The sequence below is a fragment of the Mycobacterium sp. 5-140-3-2 genome, assembly GCF_035666375.1.
Lineage (GTDB): Bacteria > Actinomycetota > Actinomycetes > Mycobacteriales > Mycobacteriaceae > Mycobacterium > Mycobacterium intracellulare.
The window spans coordinates 3,025,902-3,042,460 of sequence record NZ_CP142025.1 but is presented as its reverse complement, the minus strand read 5'-3'; the positions used below and the strand labels follow the sequence as shown (position 1 = coordinate 3,042,460).

The 16,559-nt window shown below is 64.8% G+C and carries 15 protein-coding genes and 1 pseudogene; 1 reads left to right on the top strand and 15 read right to left on the bottom strand.

From position 1 onward, the window contains the following. Positions 1 to 6 precede the first annotated feature (6 nt). Together P6281_RS14195 and P6281_RS14190 are read right to left on the bottom strand one after the other, a co-directional pair. Positions 7 to 405 carry a hypothetical protein gene (locus tag P6281_RS14195; RefSeq protein WP_008257390.1) on the bottom strand — a complete coding sequence of 133 codons (399 nt, stop codon included), beginning with the start codon at positions 403 to 405 and terminating at the stop codon, positions 7 to 9. A 365-nt stretch (positions 406 to 770) separates the two neighbouring features. Beyond that, on the bottom strand, positions 771 to 1,427 hold the full coding sequence (locus tag P6281_RS14190) for a class I SAM-dependent methyltransferase (RefSeq protein ID WP_033717528.1): 657 nt from the start codon (positions 1,425 to 1,427) through the stop codon (positions 771 to 773). A gap of 198 nt (positions 1,428 to 1,625) precedes the next feature. On the opposite strand from P6281_RS14190, the gene P6281_RS14185 reads away from it, so the two are divergent. Continuing rightward, complete coding sequence (locus P6281_RS14185; protein ID WP_008257387.1) at positions 1,626 to 3,101, top strand: multicopper oxidase family protein; 1,476 nt, start codon at positions 1,626 to 1,628, stop codon at positions 3,099 to 3,101. A 357-nt stretch (positions 3,102 to 3,458) separates the two neighbouring features. Here P6281_RS14185 and P6281_RS14180 read toward each other — a convergent pair whose 3' ends face one another. From P6281_RS14180 to P6281_RS14120, 13 genes and pseudogenes are all read right to left on the bottom strand, one after another. Next, positions 3,459 to 3,806 carry a DUF732 domain-containing protein gene (locus P6281_RS14180; RefSeq protein ID WP_014942227.1) on the bottom strand — a complete coding sequence of 116 codons (348 nt, stop codon included), beginning with the start codon at positions 3,804 to 3,806 and terminating at the stop codon, positions 3,459 to 3,461. Further along, positions 3,806 to 4,039 carry a hypothetical protein gene (locus P6281_RS14175; RefSeq protein WP_014942226.1) on the bottom strand — a complete coding sequence of 78 codons (234 nt, stop codon included), beginning with the start codon at positions 4,037 to 4,039 and terminating at the stop codon, positions 3,806 to 3,808. The genes P6281_RS14180 and P6281_RS14175 overlap by 1 nt, the downstream gene beginning before the upstream one ends. A gap of 27 nt (positions 4,040 to 4,066) precedes the next feature. After that, entirely contained in the window at positions 4,067 to 5,665 is a 1,599-nt protein-coding gene (locus tag P6281_RS14170) for an Nramp family divalent metal transporter (protein ID WP_152979319.1), read from the bottom strand. A 74-nt stretch (positions 5,666 to 5,739) separates the two neighbouring features. Continuing rightward, entirely contained in the window at positions 5,740 to 7,032 is a 1,293-nt protein-coding gene (locus tag P6281_RS14165) for a magnesium transporter MgtE N-terminal domain-containing protein (RefSeq protein ID WP_008257382.1), read from the bottom strand. A gap of 267 nt (positions 7,033 to 7,299) precedes the next feature. Next, positions 7,300 to 9,621: a heavy metal translocating P-type ATPase gene (locus P6281_RS14160; RefSeq protein WP_008257380.1), complete on the bottom strand. Its 2,322-nt coding sequence runs from the start codon at positions 9,619 to 9,621 to the stop codon at positions 7,300 to 7,302. 80 nt (positions 9,622 to 9,701) lie between these two features. Further along, the gene (locus tag P6281_RS14155; protein WP_008257377.1) at positions 9,702 to 9,983 is read right to left on the bottom strand and encodes a DUF1490 family protein; all 282 of its coding nucleotides are present in this window, start codon (positions 9,981 to 9,983) and stop codon (positions 9,702 to 9,704) included. A gap of 50 nt (positions 9,984 to 10,033) precedes the next feature. Then, on the bottom strand, positions 10,034 to 10,393 hold the full coding sequence (gene cmtR / locus P6281_RS14150; protein WP_008257374.1) for a Cd(II)/Pb(II)-sensing metalloregulatory transcriptional regulator CmtR: 360 nt from the start codon (positions 10,391 to 10,393) through the stop codon (positions 10,034 to 10,036). Positions 10,394 to 10,655: 262 nt separating this feature from the next. Then, positions 10,656 to 11,258 (bottom strand): annotated as a pseudogene (locus P6281_RS14145) (methyltransferase family protein). Positions 11,259 to 11,263: 5 nt separating this feature from the next. Continuing rightward, the gene (gene ctpC / locus P6281_RS14140; protein ID WP_014942224.1) at positions 11,264 to 13,546 is read right to left on the bottom strand and encodes a manganese-exporting P-type ATPase CtpC; all 2,283 of its coding nucleotides are present in this window, start codon (positions 13,544 to 13,546) and stop codon (positions 11,264 to 11,266) included. An 8-nt stretch (positions 13,547 to 13,554) separates the two neighbouring features. Further along, positions 13,555 to 13,836: a DUF1490 family protein gene (locus tag P6281_RS14135; protein ID WP_008257367.1), complete on the bottom strand. Its 282-nt coding sequence runs from the start codon at positions 13,834 to 13,836 to the stop codon at positions 13,555 to 13,557. Positions 13,837 to 14,270: 434 nt separating this feature from the next. Beyond that, positions 14,271 to 14,606 (bottom strand): TFIIB-type zinc ribbon-containing protein, encoded by a 336-nt coding sequence (locus P6281_RS14130; RefSeq protein WP_008257365.1) that lies wholly within the window; start codon positions 14,604 to 14,606, stop codon positions 14,271 to 14,273. 122 nt (positions 14,607 to 14,728) lie between these two features. Further along, positions 14,729 to 15,469 carry a DUF1275 family protein gene (locus P6281_RS14125; RefSeq protein WP_008257363.1) on the bottom strand — a complete coding sequence of 247 codons (741 nt, stop codon included), beginning with the start codon at positions 15,467 to 15,469 and terminating at the stop codon, positions 14,729 to 14,731. Positions 15,470 to 15,519: 50 nt separating this feature from the next. Then, positions 15,520 to 16,482, bottom strand: a complete 963-nt coding sequence (locus P6281_RS14120; protein ID WP_008257362.1) for a cation diffusion facilitator family transporter — start codon at positions 16,480 to 16,482, stop codon at positions 15,520 to 15,522. Between the last annotated feature and the right edge of the window lie 77 nt (positions 16,483 to 16,559).

Here is a 16,559-nt window from a genome sequence, read left to right as displayed (position 1 = left end):
GACCAGTCAGCGACGAGACAAGCAGAACCGGGTCAACACGTCTTGACCGGTAACAGAAAGAGCCGGGGCGCGCGGGGGGCCGCGCCCGGCGGGCACCCCAAACCGGGCCAGCCCACCGGTCAGCGCCACGGCGGCCACCGCACTCAACGCGATTAACGCAGCCACCACCGCGCCCGAGCGCGGCAGCACCGCCGTGGTGAACTGCTCGTGATGGTCGCCCGAGGAACCCTTGCCCACATGCGGATGATCGACATCAACGGTGAACTCACCACCCAGCGAAGCCACCAACGCATGCGCCGACTGCGACATCGAAGACTGCGACACCGAAGACTGCGAATGCCCCATCACGCTGTGGGCACCGATGAGAACCCACGCCGTCAACCACGCCGCAGCCCCCACGGCCACTACATACCGGAGCCGAGGCAACCCGCTAGCGCCGCCGAATATCACGACACACCGGCCCTGGCGATATGCGAGAAAACCGAGGATGAGCCGGGGTATTTCCGATGCGCGGATTCGCAGCTCATGGTGTGCGTCGCCGATGAGCAGTTCACTGCGCGCCCGGTGGACATAGAAGCAGAATATACCCCGTACCCGTATATGTAAACCGGGGCCTTTGGCGGTCGAGCAGTCCTAGGTTGCGCCTGACCAGATGCTGACGACGCTCCACGGACTGCACGACGGCCGGCATAGTTGTGCCCGAGATCGACCGTCACCGTCGGCCCGGCATATCGATTACAACCAGTGCCCCGCCGCACCTACCACCGGGTTCATCGACCCAGCGGCCTTTGCGCCGTGATGTAGTGCAGCAACAATCGGTCACCGGTGCCGACGATGGAGAACCCCGCATCGGTAATCAGCTCATCGAGCTGGTGTAGCCGGTTCTGCTCCCTGGCATGGGCGTTGAAAACAGCAGCAATCCGGTGCAAGGTGCCACCGCCCGAGGGGCGAAGATCGGCGATGCATAGCCGCCCGCCCGGTCGCAGAACTCGAAACATTTGCCGCACTGCGTCGGCACGTCGGTCGACTGGAAAGTGGTGAAACGCCAAGCTAGATACCACCACGTCGAACGATTGGTCGGAGAAGGGCAGATCTTCGGCGGAGGCAACCTGAAAGGCCGCGTTCGCCGGCGCACGCCGCGCGGCGTAGTCCACCATCGATTGTGAAGGATCGATCCCGACAACGCTGCCACCCGGGTGCACCGCCCGTGCGATTCGTCGAGTGAAGTATCCGGTCCCGCAGCCGACGTCGAGCACCCTATTGCCGGGCTCGGCGCCGGATAGCCCGACCAGCCGGTCCCACATGCGCGCACGTAGCCCCAGAGACCACGCATTGGTGGCCCATTCGTAAGTACGGGGATAGTTGAGTACCCACCCGGACCCGTCACCGTGCCGATGATCAGCGAACAGCCTCTGCGCCAGTCCCATCTAAAAATCCTTCCTGTATATGCTTTCAGTGCGGCCAACCCAACGGTACAGCAATACCCCCATGCGGTATATTCAAGCTCGGCGGAGCGGGACGCGGCTCTTTCGGATCGAACGAAACACCGAACGGCGCAATGAAAGACAGGTACAGGCGTGCGCGAATTGACTTTTGACAGGGCGCGACTTAGCAGGCGGAGTTTTATGGCTGCCACCGTTGCCGGCGGGTTCGCCCTGGCCGCCTGCGGCCGATCCGACGAGCAAACACATACCGGCAACACGGCGATGGCGGCCGCCATCGCTGCTGCCGAGGCGGCGCGGCCCCACACCGGGCGCACCGTAACGGCGGCACTGACGCCTCAACCGACAACAATCGACCTCGGTGGCATCACTGTGCGCACGATGGCCTACGGTAACGCCATCCCGGGGCCCGTGATCCGCGCCAATGTCGGTGACGAACTCGCGGTCACGGTCACCAACCGGCTCGATTCGGCCACCTCGGTGCATTGGCACGGCATCGCGCTGCGCAACGACATGGACGGCGTCGCACCCGCCACCCCGAACATCGACGCCGGCCGCGACTTCACCTACCGCTTTTCGGTACCTCACCCCGGCACCTATTGGGCGCATCCGCACGTCGGCCTGGACGCCGACTATGGTCTGTATCTGCCCGTGATCATCGATGACCCCCGAGAGTCGGGCCGCTACGACGCCGAATGGATCGTCGTACTCGACGACTGGACCGACGGCGTCGGCAAGACCCCCAGGCAGCTCTACGACGATTTGACCAATCAGCGCAGGCCCAGCATGAGCAGCATGCCCGGCATGGGAAACATGCCCGCCATGGAGATGGACGGCGTCGGGACCAGCAATCTGCTCGGCGGCGATCCAGGCGATATTGCCTATCCGCACTACCTCATCAACGGCCGTATTCCCGCCGCTCCCACCACATTCAGCGCCAAGCCCGGACAGCGCATCCGGATCCGGATCATCAATTCCGGCTCCGACACCGCGTTCCGCGTCGCGCTAGCCGGGCACTCGATGACCGTCACCCACACCGACGGCTACCCCGTAGTGCCCACCGAGGTCGACGCGCTACTGATCGGCATGGCCGAACGCTACGACGTCGTCGTCACCGCCGCCGATGGCGTTTTCCCGCTGGTCGCTCTTGCCGAAGGCAAAAATGCGCTGGCGCGGGCTGTGCTCTCCACCGGCGCCGGTAACGCCCCTGATCCGGGTTTCCAGCCGCCCGAACTCAACAAGCGAGTCGGCACCGTCGAAATGTTCTCCGCCGCACCGGAAGTCGATTTGGGTGTGGCCAAATCCGATGTGAATCTCCCGGTGGTCCTCAGTGGCGACATGACGAAGTATGATTGGCTGATCAACGGCGAGCCCTACAGCAAGACCAAGCCGCTACAGGTACGCCAGGGCCAACGCGCCACGCTGGCATTCGACAACACCACCATGATGTACCACCCGATGCACCTGCACGGACACACTTTCCAGGTGATCAAGCCCGATGGCACGCCCGGCCCCCGCAAAGACACCGTCAACGTACTGCCCAAGCAGAAATTGAGCGCCGTCCTCGTCGCGGACAACCCCGGCGTCTGGATGTTCCACTGCCACAACACCTATCACCAAGAGGCCGGCATGATGACTCGCCTCGAGTACACCAGCTGAGCCATCACGGCGTGCGCGCAGTCCCTCAACATGGCTAGGGTGATGCCGAGGTCGCTAGCCTTGCTAGACGAAGATTGTCTGAGATGTCATTCTCGACGGCCTGGATTGAGTGGCGTGCGCTCCGGCAGGCTTCTAATTGGTGAGTAACCCAAACCACCGTTCAACCTGCTCGAGCACGACGAGTATGTTGGGGTGAAGCAGATTCGGACTCGAGGATGGGTGACGAGCCGTTTCGTTATCCGTCGAATTTCACGAACGATGTGTCGTTGCGTCGGTGGGGTGCGAGTGCAAGGGGCTACGCCGCCCGCTGAGTGCCCCGTGGCCGCTAGTGGTGCGCCATTTGTCCGTCTTCTTGGTCTATGCTCCCGGCACAGTGGTATCCGGGCGGTATTGCGGGCAGTAGGCATTGACTGCGGTGCCGAAGAAATAGCCGGCCACGTGTGCCGACAGGTCGGTGTCTTTTACCAGCGACAAAATCAGGTTGGCCGGCGTCTGGCCTGCATCGAGTCCGGTGCACACTTTATGGCCGGCCGTGATCGCGACATCGCGGTTGGTAAAGACGATCCCGTGTTTCTTGAGCGCGGCGAGGAAGTCATCGTCAGTTTGATCCGCTGATACAGGTGGAGCGAATTGCAGCGCAGCAGCGAAGAGCAGGATTACGCTCGTTGTCAACCATTTCCACCGAGGCACATTGGTTTGGGCCATTAATCGCTCCTGCGGGTGCTAAAAGGTCTTGAGACGCGGGAGCGTCGGGGGCCACCGACATGGCTTTGTTTGGTGCGCGCGCGGCGTCGTCGACGTTGGATGATGATGAATGCCACTGCCAGGGCGACCGCGATGGTGGCGAGGATGGCAGTTCCTGTGATCTGCTGGATGTCGTTGTAGTGCGGTAGGTAGTTGGCTTCCGCGGCGAATCGCCCGTTGCGTGGCGTGCTCATTTGGTGACCTTTCGGATTGGCCCAAATTCATCGGCCGCTGAGCTGGACAGCCTTGACGATGAGCAGGACGGCGCCGACGACGAGGTAGCCGCGCAGCGCAATCATGCCTAGACGGGTCCCTGGCGACCACGTCACGGGCTCTAACAAGGTCAGTGGTGGCATTCGCCAGCTATTGCGGTCAATAGGCCGCGCCGGGCTCGATGCCGCCGGTGGTGAGGGCTGGCGGCGACCCATCCAACGAAGTGCCGGTACCGTGGCTGCGGCGAGTATGACCAAGGTCAGTGCCAGGTAGCCGGCGACAACGATCACGTCGAGGCCGGGGAACAAGGTAGTCGCCATCAGGATTCCCGACAGCAACAGCAGGACGCCGACGATCAGCCCGGCAACCCAGTTGAGCCAGGGCCGATTCACCCAGGGGCCCAATACTTCCCGGTCGTTGCACAGCAGCAGGAGGAACACGCTGGCGCTGGGCAACAGCAAGCCAGCGAGGGCCTGCACGGCGGTGGTGATCAACCCAAGGGGGGCGCCAGGAATCAGCACGATCGCCGCCGCAAACGACACCATCGCGCTGTAAGAAAGGTAGAACGGTTTGGCATCGGCGAACCCCCGGTGCAGCGAGTGTTTCAGGCCGAATACGTCGCCAAAGGCGTAGCTGGTGGCCAGGGTCACTGCGGCGGCGCCGACGATCGAGGCGTCCATCAGCACGATCGCGAACAACCAGCCGAGCGTCGAATTGTGTTGGCCCAGCAGATGCGAGATGGCGCCGGCGTCGGTGAAACCACCTGCTGTGCCAGTGGAGCGCGCCGCCCAATCGCCGATCATGACCAGCGCGGTGGCGCCGATCACCACGATGAACGCCCCCAACACCGTATCGGCGCGCTCGTAGCCCATAAATCGAGGTGTAATGCGCTTGTCGACGACGTTGGACTGCTGAAAAAACAGCTGCCAAGGCGCCACGGTGGTGCCGACGATGGCAATGATCAAAAGCACCGCATCCGAGGTCACGCCACCGGAGATGTTCGGCACCACAAATGATTTGGCGGCCTGGGCCCACTGTGGGTGCGCCATCAACAGGATTGGGATCTGCACCAAAGTGATGGCGATGAAGACGAACATAGCCCGCTCCCACCGGCGAAAGCTGCCGCTGGCCATGATCGCGATGAGCGCGATCGCTGAGACCGGAACGACAATGTATTTGGAGATACCGATGTAGGTGGCGGCCAAAGTGATGCCGATGAACTCGGTGACGATCGTGAGGAAGTTGAGCAGGAACAGGTCGCCGACGGAGAACCAGCCCCAGCCGCGGCCGAAGCGTTCGTTGATCAAGCGGGCGTGTCCGACGCCGGTAACCGCGCCGAGCCGGACCACCATCTCTTGGTTGACGATGAGCACCGGGATGAGCAGGAGTAGCACCCACAGCAGGGAGTAGCCATAATTTTGGCCAGCTTGGGTGTAGGTGGCCACCCCGCCGGCATCGTTATCGCCGACCATCACAATGATTCCGGGACCGATAATGGCAAGCAGCGTCAGCAGCCGCGTCTTGAAAGTGCGGGGATGGTCGGTTTCCGCGACGTTAATGCGCCCGAAGGCGCCCTCGATATTACCGAGGTGAGCCGAGTCAAGCACAGCGGTGCGCTTCGGTGGTGGCGACTCGGATCGGTGAGTCGCTGCTGCGTGGCCGGTGGCCTTCTCGCCGGAGGTCACGGCGCCTCACTCTCTGGTGCAGGCGCGTCGCGATCGTCATGCGGTGGGGTGATTTCGCGGACCGGGCGGGGGGCGGGTTCGCGGCGACGCCAATCCTCGGGGATGGTGGCTTCTAGCACGTCGTCGACGGTGACAACCCCGAGCACGCGGTCCTGGCCGTCGACGACGGGGATGGAGTAGAGGTTGAAGTCGGCCATCAATAGGGCGACGTCGGTCAGATCGGCTTCAGCGCCGATTCGAATTGGGTCGCAATCCATCAGTGCTTCAACGGTTTGACCGGGTTCGGCTTGCAGCAGGTCGATCACCGACACGACACCAGCCAGGCGGTTGTCTTCATCAAGGACATGCATCTTGACCAATGCCTCGGGCTGTATCGTCGTGGCGCCCGCGATCAGTGCCAGCGCCGTGCCGGCAGTGGTGCTTGCGGCGCAGGAGACGAAGTCGACGTTCATCAGGCCGCCGGCACTGTCGGGGTTAAAGCCCATCAGGGTGATCACCTTCGTGCGCTGCGGGCCCGGCATCAGCTCCAGCACGCGCCGGCGCCGCGATTGACGCAGGTCTGCGATCGCGTCGGCGGCGTCGTCGGCGCGCATCCGGCCCAATAGTGCGGCGACCTCGTCATCGGCCATGTCATTGAGCAATCGGCTGGCCTTGTCAGGGTCGAGTTCTTCGAACACGTCGGCTTCCAATTCCGGGTCGCTGCGGACCCGGTCGAGGATCTCCCCACCCTCGGCTTTGTCAGCGTCTTCGAGAAGATCAGCGATGTCCGCGGGTTTGAACCCGCCGAGCCGGCCTGACTGACGTCGCGATGCACCGGAGCGGGCGTGGCCGATCAGTGGTTCGAATGCCTTCCAATCTCGGGCCGCATGCCCACCCCGACTTTTGACTAGTCCGAAGAACCGCGCCGGGCGGCGAGTATCCAGACGGGCAAGCACCCACCCGCCGCCGGTATCTTCGAGCTCCACGTCATAGGCGCGTACCAACTCCACGGCAGCCACATCGATCAACCGGTGTCCTAGCACATCAGTGCGCAGCAACACCTCGCCGTCGCGGCGTTCGAAACCGCGCAGATCGATTTTGTGTGTCGCCAATACCACGCGGTCTGGGGCGTACTGAGAAATGGAGGGGCTGCCGATGAACACCCGCCGCCTCCCCACCACAGCGACGATCCCACTCACCAACGGATACTCGTCGGCGCCGCGCAGCCGCACGATCACGTCCTGCACCCGGCCCACAGCCTCGCCCGACCGGGCCAGGACCGGCGCGTGCAGCAACTCTGAGAGATGCATAACCGGGTGCGACCCGACCTGCTTAGCTGGCGTTTCTGGTCCACTCACTTGTGCTTACCTTTCTTACCGGGGCGCTCGTCGGGCTCAGGATGCCGTAGCCCACTCGAACGGGTAACCCCCGCGAGTCACGCGCACTTCGGGGATTCGCTGCGGGGGAGACGCGACGGCATGGGCAATCAATTGGCGACCAGGGCCGACATCGCGTCCTGATACCGCCGCCACGGCGGTACTTGACGATCCTGGACGGGCCGTAGATTCGTTGCATCGTTACGTTGAATCGTGACTCGATGGCCTTGGCCCAGCAAGTGGTTTGATGCGTCCGGCGCGCACGCCATTGGCGATGACGACGACCTCGGTGAGCTCGTGCACGAATACCACCGCAGCCAAACCCAGGGTCCCGAACAGCGACAGCGGCATCAGCACGGTGATGATCGCTAGCGATAGCCCGACGTTTTGCAACATGATCTGCCGGGAACGGCGGGCATGGTGCAGCGCTTGGGGCAGATGGCGCAGGTCTTGGCCCATCAACGCGACGTCGGCGGTTTCGATGGCGACGTCGGTTCCCATGGCGCCCATAGCGATTCCCAGGTCGGCGGCGGCCAGGGCCGGAGCATCGTTGACGCCGTCGCCAACCATCGCGGTCCGCCGCTGGGCACGTAGCTCTGTGACCAGGTGTGCCTTGTCCTCAGGACGCAGCTCGGCGTACACGTGCTCGATTCCGGCTTCGGCGGCCAAAGCTGAAGCGGTGGCGCGATTGTCGCCGGTGAGCATCGCCACCTGGTAGTTGCCGGCTCGCAATTCGGCGACGACCTCGGCGGCTTCCGGACGTAGTTCGTCGCGCACGGCGATGGCCCCGAGTAGCCGCCCGTCGCGTTCGACGAGAACCGTTGTGGCTCCGGCGTGTTGCATGCGCATGACGTCCTCGGTGAGGTCGGCTGGATCGAGCCAGCCGGCGCGTCCCAGTCGGACATCGTGGCCGTCGACTCGGCCGGTCAATCCGGCGCCGGGGATGGCTTGCACGTCGCTGGCCGCGGCGACCGACGTTCGGGTCGTGGCGAGAACAGCCGCGGCCAGTGGGTGCTCGCTGCGGGCCTCCAGCGCGGCTGCCACCGCCAGCACGTCTTCGTGAGTGGCGCCCCCAGTGGTGGCGACCTCGATGACCGCGGGCCGATTGGCCGTCAGGGTTCCGGTCTTGTCCAGGGCAATTGCGCCGATGGTGCCCATGCCTTCCAGGGCGGCGCCACCTTTGATGAGTACACCGAACCGGGCGGCCGCCCCGATGGACGCCACCACCGACACGGGCACCGCGATGGCCAATGCGCATGGCGAGGCAGCAACCAGTACCACCAGAGCACGTTCGATCCAGACGGCAGGGCTACCGAAAATGCTGCCCACCCCGGCGATCGCGGCCCCGGCGATCATGATGCCCGGCACCAGCGGTCGCGCGATGCGGTCGGCCAGTCGCTGACTGGCGCCCTTGCGCGCCTGCTCGGCTTCCACGATGTGCACGATGCGCGCCAGCGAGTTGTCTTCTGCCGTTGCGGTGACCTGCACCAGCAGCGCGCCGGAACCGTTGATCGACCCGGCGAACACGTCGTCGCCGGGTCCGGCTTCGACCGGTACGGATTCACCGGTGATCGCGGAGACGTCCAATGAGGTGCGACCGTCACGAATGATGCCGTCAGTGGCCAGACGTTCACCTGGTTTGACGATCATTTGATCACCGACCTGAAGGTCGGCTGCGGCCACCACGGTTTCGCTGCCCGCGCGCAGCACTGTGGCCTGATCCGGCACCAGCGACAGCAGCGCGCGCAAGCCGCGGCGCGTACGCGACACCGCGAATTCCTCCAAGCCCTCACTGATGGAGAACAAGAACGCCAGCATGGCAGCCTCGCCGACCTGACCGAGACCCACGGCGCCGGCCGCAGCGATGGTCATCAACGTGCCGACACCGATGTGGCCCTGCGTAAGTCGCTTGATGGCCGACGGCACGAATGTCGAGGCCCCCACCGCCAAGGCGACGACTTTGAAACCCAGAGCGACCGGCCCCAGCGGAGTGACCCATGCGGTGATCACCGACCCCGTCAGCAACACCCCGGACAATGCAGCGCGTCGCAGCTTGACGACCTGCCAGAGCCGCTCCGGCGCGTCCTCGCTGTCATCATGCTCGCAGCAGCCATCGCTAACCGTCCCCCAAGGACGACGCTGTTCAACGTCACACGAACCCGACCGCACCCGCGTGCTCCAGTCGATGACTCGTTGCACCACACCGGGCTTGCGGCCGTCCGCCGAGTGCGGGGTACGCGGTGGCACCGACGCTACCGGGATGTGCTCGGCATCGGCGATCGCAGACAGGACGGAGGCTGTGTCGCAGCGCTCAGGCGTGTACCAGATCACCACTGAGGCGGTGCGCGGATAGGCCCGCACGGCTTCGACGCCGGTGACCATACCAACGGCGTCCTCGATCGCCACCGCGCGGACGGTGTCGAATCGAAACCCGCTGGCGTGCACCCGCATTCGTCGCGCCGTCGCAGACACAACGGTCAGCCTCAGGTCGGCATCGGGATGCGCAGCGGTGGTCGGCATCATCAGCCCTCCTAGCGGTATATCGGCGGATCCCTACCAAGGATGTCAACCTGCCCTGTCCGCCGAGGGCGCAGCGTGCGATGTCAGCTACAGCAGTCGTCGCCTACGGGGTCGACAGAAAGGGAGGCGTCGTCACCGATGCGATCGCGAGCTTCGGCGACCACGTCGGCAACTTTCAGCCGAGCAGCCTCGGCCGCCACCTCGGCGCGCCGGGTTCCCCGCAGGCCCCATTCCGTCGCGGTCACCGCCGCGCGGTGGACCGGAGCTTTTCCCACCGCCTTGCGCAACACCTCATAGGCACTCACCCCGACGAGCCCGGTGAACACCGTCCCGGTCGCCTTAACCAGCAGTCCATGTGCAACCACGGCCAACCCTCCTTATGTTCTGCTTTGTCGTCGCGATTCGGCGAGCCCGCTCATCGACTAGCCGGCGCGGTGCGGACCTCCTCGAACGTGGCTTGCTCACCACCGCAAGGCTGATCGGTGTCCACCGCGAGAACGACCTGAACCAACTCGCTCAGGGCACGCGCGAGGTGACTATCGGCCAGGGCATAACGAACCTGGCGGCCCTCATACGTTGCGATGACCAGGCCGCAGCCCCGTAAGCACGACAGATGGTTGGACACATTGGATCGGGTCAATCCCAAGTGCGAAGCCAACTGGCCGGGATAGCAAACTCCATCCAGCAGCGCGACGAGAATTCGGCAGCGCGTCGGATCGGCCAGCGCCCGGCCCAGCCGAGACAACGCCGATTCCCGCACCTCACACGTCAGCATAGCCGCAACTGTACAGTCGTCGCTGATATAACAGCAACGGCTGAACTATGGTTCCGAATCGCGGTGCACCTGTGATGTGTGGCGTCGGTATGCAGTCGACGGGTTTGGGAATTCCGCGGCGGGGCATGCGCAGCCGGGGTCGTGGCGGCCAAAGAACCCCATTTCTCGGTCGTAGTTGCGGGAATTCTTGTCCGAGTATCGGTTCCACGGGCAGCGGGGGCATTGGCCGGCGTCATGGGGCCTCCGTCTTCAGCGGCGGTGTCTAGTTGCGCCCGATGCCGGGCGCAAACCGCCCAACCGCGGCGCGGTAATCGGTGTAGGCGCGGCCGTGGATGCGGGCCAGGTATGGCTCTTCGACGACACGGACCTGAACCTCGATGGCCGCCAGCAGGACCACGAACGCGGCCAGGGCCAGCGGGTTGGGCGTCATCAGAGCGATGCCGGCGGCGAAGACGAGCATGGCAGCGAAGATGGGATTGCGGACCCAGCCGAACACACCCGTGCGTACCAAGGTGGTGGTTTCGCCGGGGTCGACCCCGATCCGCCAGGACTCACCCATGCCGTGTTGGGCGTAGAGGGTGGCGGCGAGTCCTGCAATCGCCGCCACCACCCCGGGCGCCTGGACAGCAGGTGCGTGCAGGACCGGCATCGGGGTGAGGATTCCAGTCAGTTGCAGCAGCGGCGCGGCCACCCCGGCGAGGATGGCGCCCACGAATCCGACACCGGCCCACCATTCCAGCGAGCCGGGACGCCCACTGACGCCGCGAAATCCGGTCGAGCCGGTGCGCCGATGCTGGGTCCAGCTGCGCCAGCCGAACCCGAGTACGGCGAAGACGACTTAGAGCGCCAGCGCGGACACAGGCATCATGGTCAACCCTGTCCTGTGCGAACCGGCGACAGCCTGCGCGATTGCTTGCTATGCGGTGACGACGCCGCGGGCTGCTCGCTAGCGGTGCCGACAGGCGCCCCCGTCGAATGTTCGTTCGCGGCCGGGGATTGGCCGTTCATCAGGCGGTAGCGGATCAGTCGAGAGCTGTTGGTGACCACCGCGACCGAGGACGCGTTGTGCAGGATCGCGGCCAGCACCGGCGACAGGGCCCCTCCGGCGCCCATGAGCAGACCGACGGAGTTGACGGCGATGGACATGCCGTAGTTCTGCCGGATCACCGCGACGGCTCGTGCACCCAAATCGGGTACATCGAGCAGGCGCTGCAGGTTGTCGTTGGCCAGTGCGATATCGGCGGTTTCCACGGCGACGTCCGTGCCGGCCAGACCCATGGCAATCCCGATATCGGCGGTCGCCAGTGCCGGCGCGTCATTGACGCCATCACCGATCATCGCGACCACGTAACCTTCGTCCTGCAGTTGGCGCACCGCCTGAAGCTTGTCTTCGGGCAGCACCTCGGCGCGCCACTCGTCGATACCGAGTTCGCCGGCCACCACCTCGGCGGTATCCGGATGATCACCAGTCAGCATCACGATGCGCCGAATGCCCTTGCTGCGCAACTTGTTCAGCACATCGGCGGCCTCGGGGCGGATTTCGTCGCGCAGGCTGATCAGCCCGACCAGCGTGCCGTCCACCGCCAGCAACAGCGGGGTCTCGGCCTGGCGCCGCAATTTGTCAACCCACTCGGTTGCCTTCTTGGACACGCGGACTTTTTCGGCACGCAGCAGCGACGGGCTACCCAACAGCAAAACGCGGCCATCAGCCCAGGTGCGCATGCCCAGGCCGACCAATACTTCGCACTGTTCGTGCGGCGGGATCGTGATGTGGCGTTCGTTGGTCGAGCGGATCACCGCTTCGGCCAGCGGATGACGCGAATGGATCTCCGAGCTGGCCGCATAGGCCAGGACCTCTTCGGGCTGCCAGTCCTTCTGGAAGGCAACAACATTCGTCACGACGGGGCGCCCAACTGTCAGCGTCCCGGTCTTGTCGAACACGATGGCGTTCACCCGCCCGGCTTGTTCGAGGTGCGATCCGCCCTTGATCAGGATGCCGCGGCGCGCCCCGTTGCCGATCGCGGCGCTGATCGCGGTCGGGGTCGACAATCCCACCGCGCACGGGCACGCGATCAACAGCATGGTCATCGCGCGCCGGATGTCGCCGGTCAGCAGCAGGGTCGCCGCGGACACGATGAATGAGATCGGAACAAACCGGCGCGAGAAGTTCTCACCGACCGTTTGAATCGGTGCCCGGTCGTGTTGGGCCTCTTCGACGCGGGAAATGATGCGCCCGATCGTGGTTTCGCTGCCCACCGCGGCCGCGCGCACCACCAGGCGTCCGCGTACCACCACCGATCCGGCGTGTACACGGGAGCCGACGACCATGCTGACCGGCAACGTCTCTCCGGTGATCGCCGACTGGTCGACCACCGCTTCGCCGTCGAGCACCTCGCCGTCCACCGGGATCGCCACGTGATCGTGAATGACGACCTCGTCGCCGATTTGCAAGGTATCGATGGGGACTTGGACTTCGCTGCCATCATTGGCCCTGATCCACGCGGTGTCCGCGGTGCCGCGCAACAGGTCGGCGATGGCCCGCCGGGTGCGGCGCAGCGTCAGGTCCTGCAGGTACTCGCCGATATTGAGTAGCCACAGCACGGTCAGTGCGACCACGTTCTCCCGCAACACCATGCTGGCCACCGTGGCCACCGTCACCAGCGTGTCGGTGCCGGCGCGGCCAGAACGAAGCGAGCGTAGCGCCCCGCGGAAGAACGGATAGCCCATGAACACCGTCGCGCCGGTGGCCACCAACTGACCCTTGGGGCCCAGCAGCGGCGGGCGGCGGAAACCGTAGCGGCGCACACCCAACAACACCAGCGCCGCCCCGCCGATCGCGATGCGCAGTACCTCAGTGTTGCGGACGTCCGCCGAGCGCGGCGTACGCGCGGGAATCAGCTCAGCTGCAACGTCTTTGGCCGCCGCAATGGCCGCCATGATCGCCGAGCGATCGCAACGCTTGGGTGAATACCACACCACGACCGATCCGGTGTGGGGATAGGCGTGCACCGCGCGCACCCCGGTCTGCTTGTCCACCTTGTCTTCGACGGCCACCGCACGACGGGAATCCGAACGAACCCACGGAACATGCAATCTCATCCGCCCCGCCGCATCGGAGAGAATTTCTACGGCGGTGTCCTCGACAACAGTCATAACAGCGATCAGTGGTCGTGGTCGTGGACCGCGGCCGCAGCCGGTGGGGAAGCCTCTTCGCCGATGCGTTCACGCGCCTCGGCGACCACGTCAGCCGCCTTCAGCCGAGCCGACTCCGCTACCACTTCTGCGCGACGCGTCCCTCGCAAACTCAACTCCGCGGCCGCGACCGTCGCCCGACGCACCGGCGCCCCACCAGCCGCCTTACGCAACAGCTCATAGGCACTCACGCCCACCAATCCCGTGAACACCGTAGCGGCCGCCTTCGCCGCTAGCGCATGCGGAAACATCAACTTCCTCCTCGTGTTCGGCCCTGTCGGGCGCATTTCATCTACTACTCATTCGACCGTAACATAGATACATCGCAATATCACTATGAATTTCGGTTGGGCCAACCGGCCGCGAGCGCCGGTAAGCAAAGCGCAGCCGCCAGCCCGCGCGTAGCACCTGCATCGGCTGCGACTGCCAGGCGTCGTGCCGGCGGGGTGGTCAGCGTGAGGGGGCCTCGGTACTAACCGGTCCATCAAGGGGGGAGGGCCTCACGACGGCGCCATGCGCCGTGAAGTTGGTCAGATGCGAGCCCGGCTGTCCGATCGCCGCTGGCCGCCGCCGACGGCGACTCAACATTTGGGCTGGATAAACTTGCCGGTGCGCGACTGTGGGATGTGGAGGCCACTGGGTCGGGCGTGCACGGAAGTTGAAGGCAATGCCGCCGGCGCAATCGTCAGTGGTGTCCGCCCCGATATCCTCCGTGGTGACCACCGTAATAGCCCTCTCCGAACAATCCACCCAAAAATCCTCTAGGGCGGGAATTTTCGACGTACACGGGCTGCGCTGGGTACTGCGCAGGCGCATACCCTCCCGGCGGTGGCGCGGGTTGGGGTGGCTGTTGGGCGGCGTAGAACTTGGCCTCGGCCTCGGAGAGTTGCTCTAGTTCGCCCCGGTCCAGGAAGACGCCGCCGCAACCCGTGCACTGATCGATCGTCACGCCGAAGCGCTGCACCGGCAGCATCTGCGACACACACCGCGGACACAGCAGCGTTGACTCTTTGGCCTCCATTGATCCGCGCTCGTCTGCCATTTGGACCTCCCTAATCAGGCAACGGCGATGCCTTACCCGCCCAGACTAACAAACTATAAACGCATGCGCATATACGAATGCGCATGGCTTGGACTCTGCGGTTACCCCGCCGTCGCCTGATCAGCAAGGGAGCGATGCGAGCGCTCGGGGGCCGATATCGCGCGGGCCAATCGGGTGCTGCGCCGCCGGCTATACAGCAGGCTGGCTATCGCGACAGCCAGGCAGGCGGCAGCTGGAAGAAGCAGTGCGTTGTGGCCGAACCGGCCGCCAATGAGGGCGCCCGTCGCGCCGCCGCCGACGAATAGCACCACGGTCGTCGTGAGCACCGCGGCCTTCCACTTGTCCATCCCGTGGCGGCGGCTGCGGCCCAGTATCAATCCGAGGTCGGTGATGGTGCCGGTGAAGTGCGTTGTGCGGATTGCCATCCCGGGCGAGTTCGAGGTCATCGCGTTTTGCAGCCCGCACGCGGCCGCCGCCAGCAGCGCCTTGAACCCGGGAATCTCGATACCGGCTGCGGCCACCAGCAGCGCGGCCTCGGCGAGCAGGACCGCGGCGTGGCGCGCACTGGTGTGGGTTTGCACCGGCGCCAGTACAGCTCCGGCCCCGGCGGCTCCGGCCAGAAATCCGCCTACGATCAGTGCGATCATGCAGCTCTCGTACAGCAGCGGATTGGCTGAGTCCATGCCCAGCTTGGTGCTCAATGCAGTTAGGTTGCCCACCGGAAACGTCAAGACCAGCAGTGCCACCGAGTTGATGAACCCGGCGATCGCGGCCAGCAGCCCGTTGTAGCCCAGTACCAATACCCGCAGCTCGCGTGTTTCGCGGGTTGGCGTGTGCGGCATGGTTTCTCCTTCCGGTGACCGGAGGCTGGGTATGGTCCGTGGTGGGTTTGTCAGGCGCCGGTAAAACGATGCGTCGGGCCGTGTGGATCCTCGCAGTGCGCATGCTCGCCGGCTGCATCCTGCCTGCCGATTTCGGAGGCTTCGTGGTCGAGCTGCAACGTGGTGTGGGAGATGCCATATTCGTGGGCCAGCAGCTGCGCCAAGTCGTTTCGGGTGGCGTGGCAGTCGCGGCCCGGCGCGACGATCACGTGCGCCGACAGGGCCGGTTCACCTGAGGTGATTTCCCACACATGCAGATCATGAACTTCCACGACGGAATCGTGAGCGGCCATGGCCCGCCCGATCGAGTCCGGATCGATACCTTGGGGCGCGGCCTCGAGAAAAACGAGGCTAGCGGCCCGCACCAATCCGATGCCGGCTCGCAGCATCAGCGCCACCACGACCAGCGTGGCGATCGCGTCCGCACGCCCGAACCCGGTGACCATGATCATTACCCCGGCCACGGCGGTGGCGATGAAGGCGAACAAGTCGTTGAGTATGTGCTGAAAAGCGCCCTCGACGTTCAGGCTGGCCCGGTTGGCCCGGCTGATCATCCACGTGGCCACCAGGTTCACCACCACACCGACCAGCGCAGTGACTAGCACCAGTGCGCCTGTGACCTGCGGCGGATGGATCAGCCTTTTGATCGCCTCATACGCCAGCCATGCCGCCAACACCAGCAAGGTCACGCCGTTGGCCTGCGCGGACAAAATCTCCACGCGCCGCCACCCGTAGGTCATCCGCCCTGCCGCCGGCCGCGCGGACAGCCGAATCGCCCACAACGCCAACGCAATCGAGGCCGCATCGGTGAGCATGTGTGCCGCATCGGAGAGCAACGCCAATGAGCCCGCGATGATCCCCACGACCACCTCACCCAGCATGAACCCCGCGATCACCGCCAGCGCACCGCCCAGCCATCGCCGGTCAGAATCTGCCGATGTATGCCCGTGGGTGTGGCTATGGTCCGCGTTCATTGACGTCCCCCGGCTGCCCGATCCATGTCGACAAACTATGCGTATATCGCGATATATGCAATGACCGTGCCGAGTAT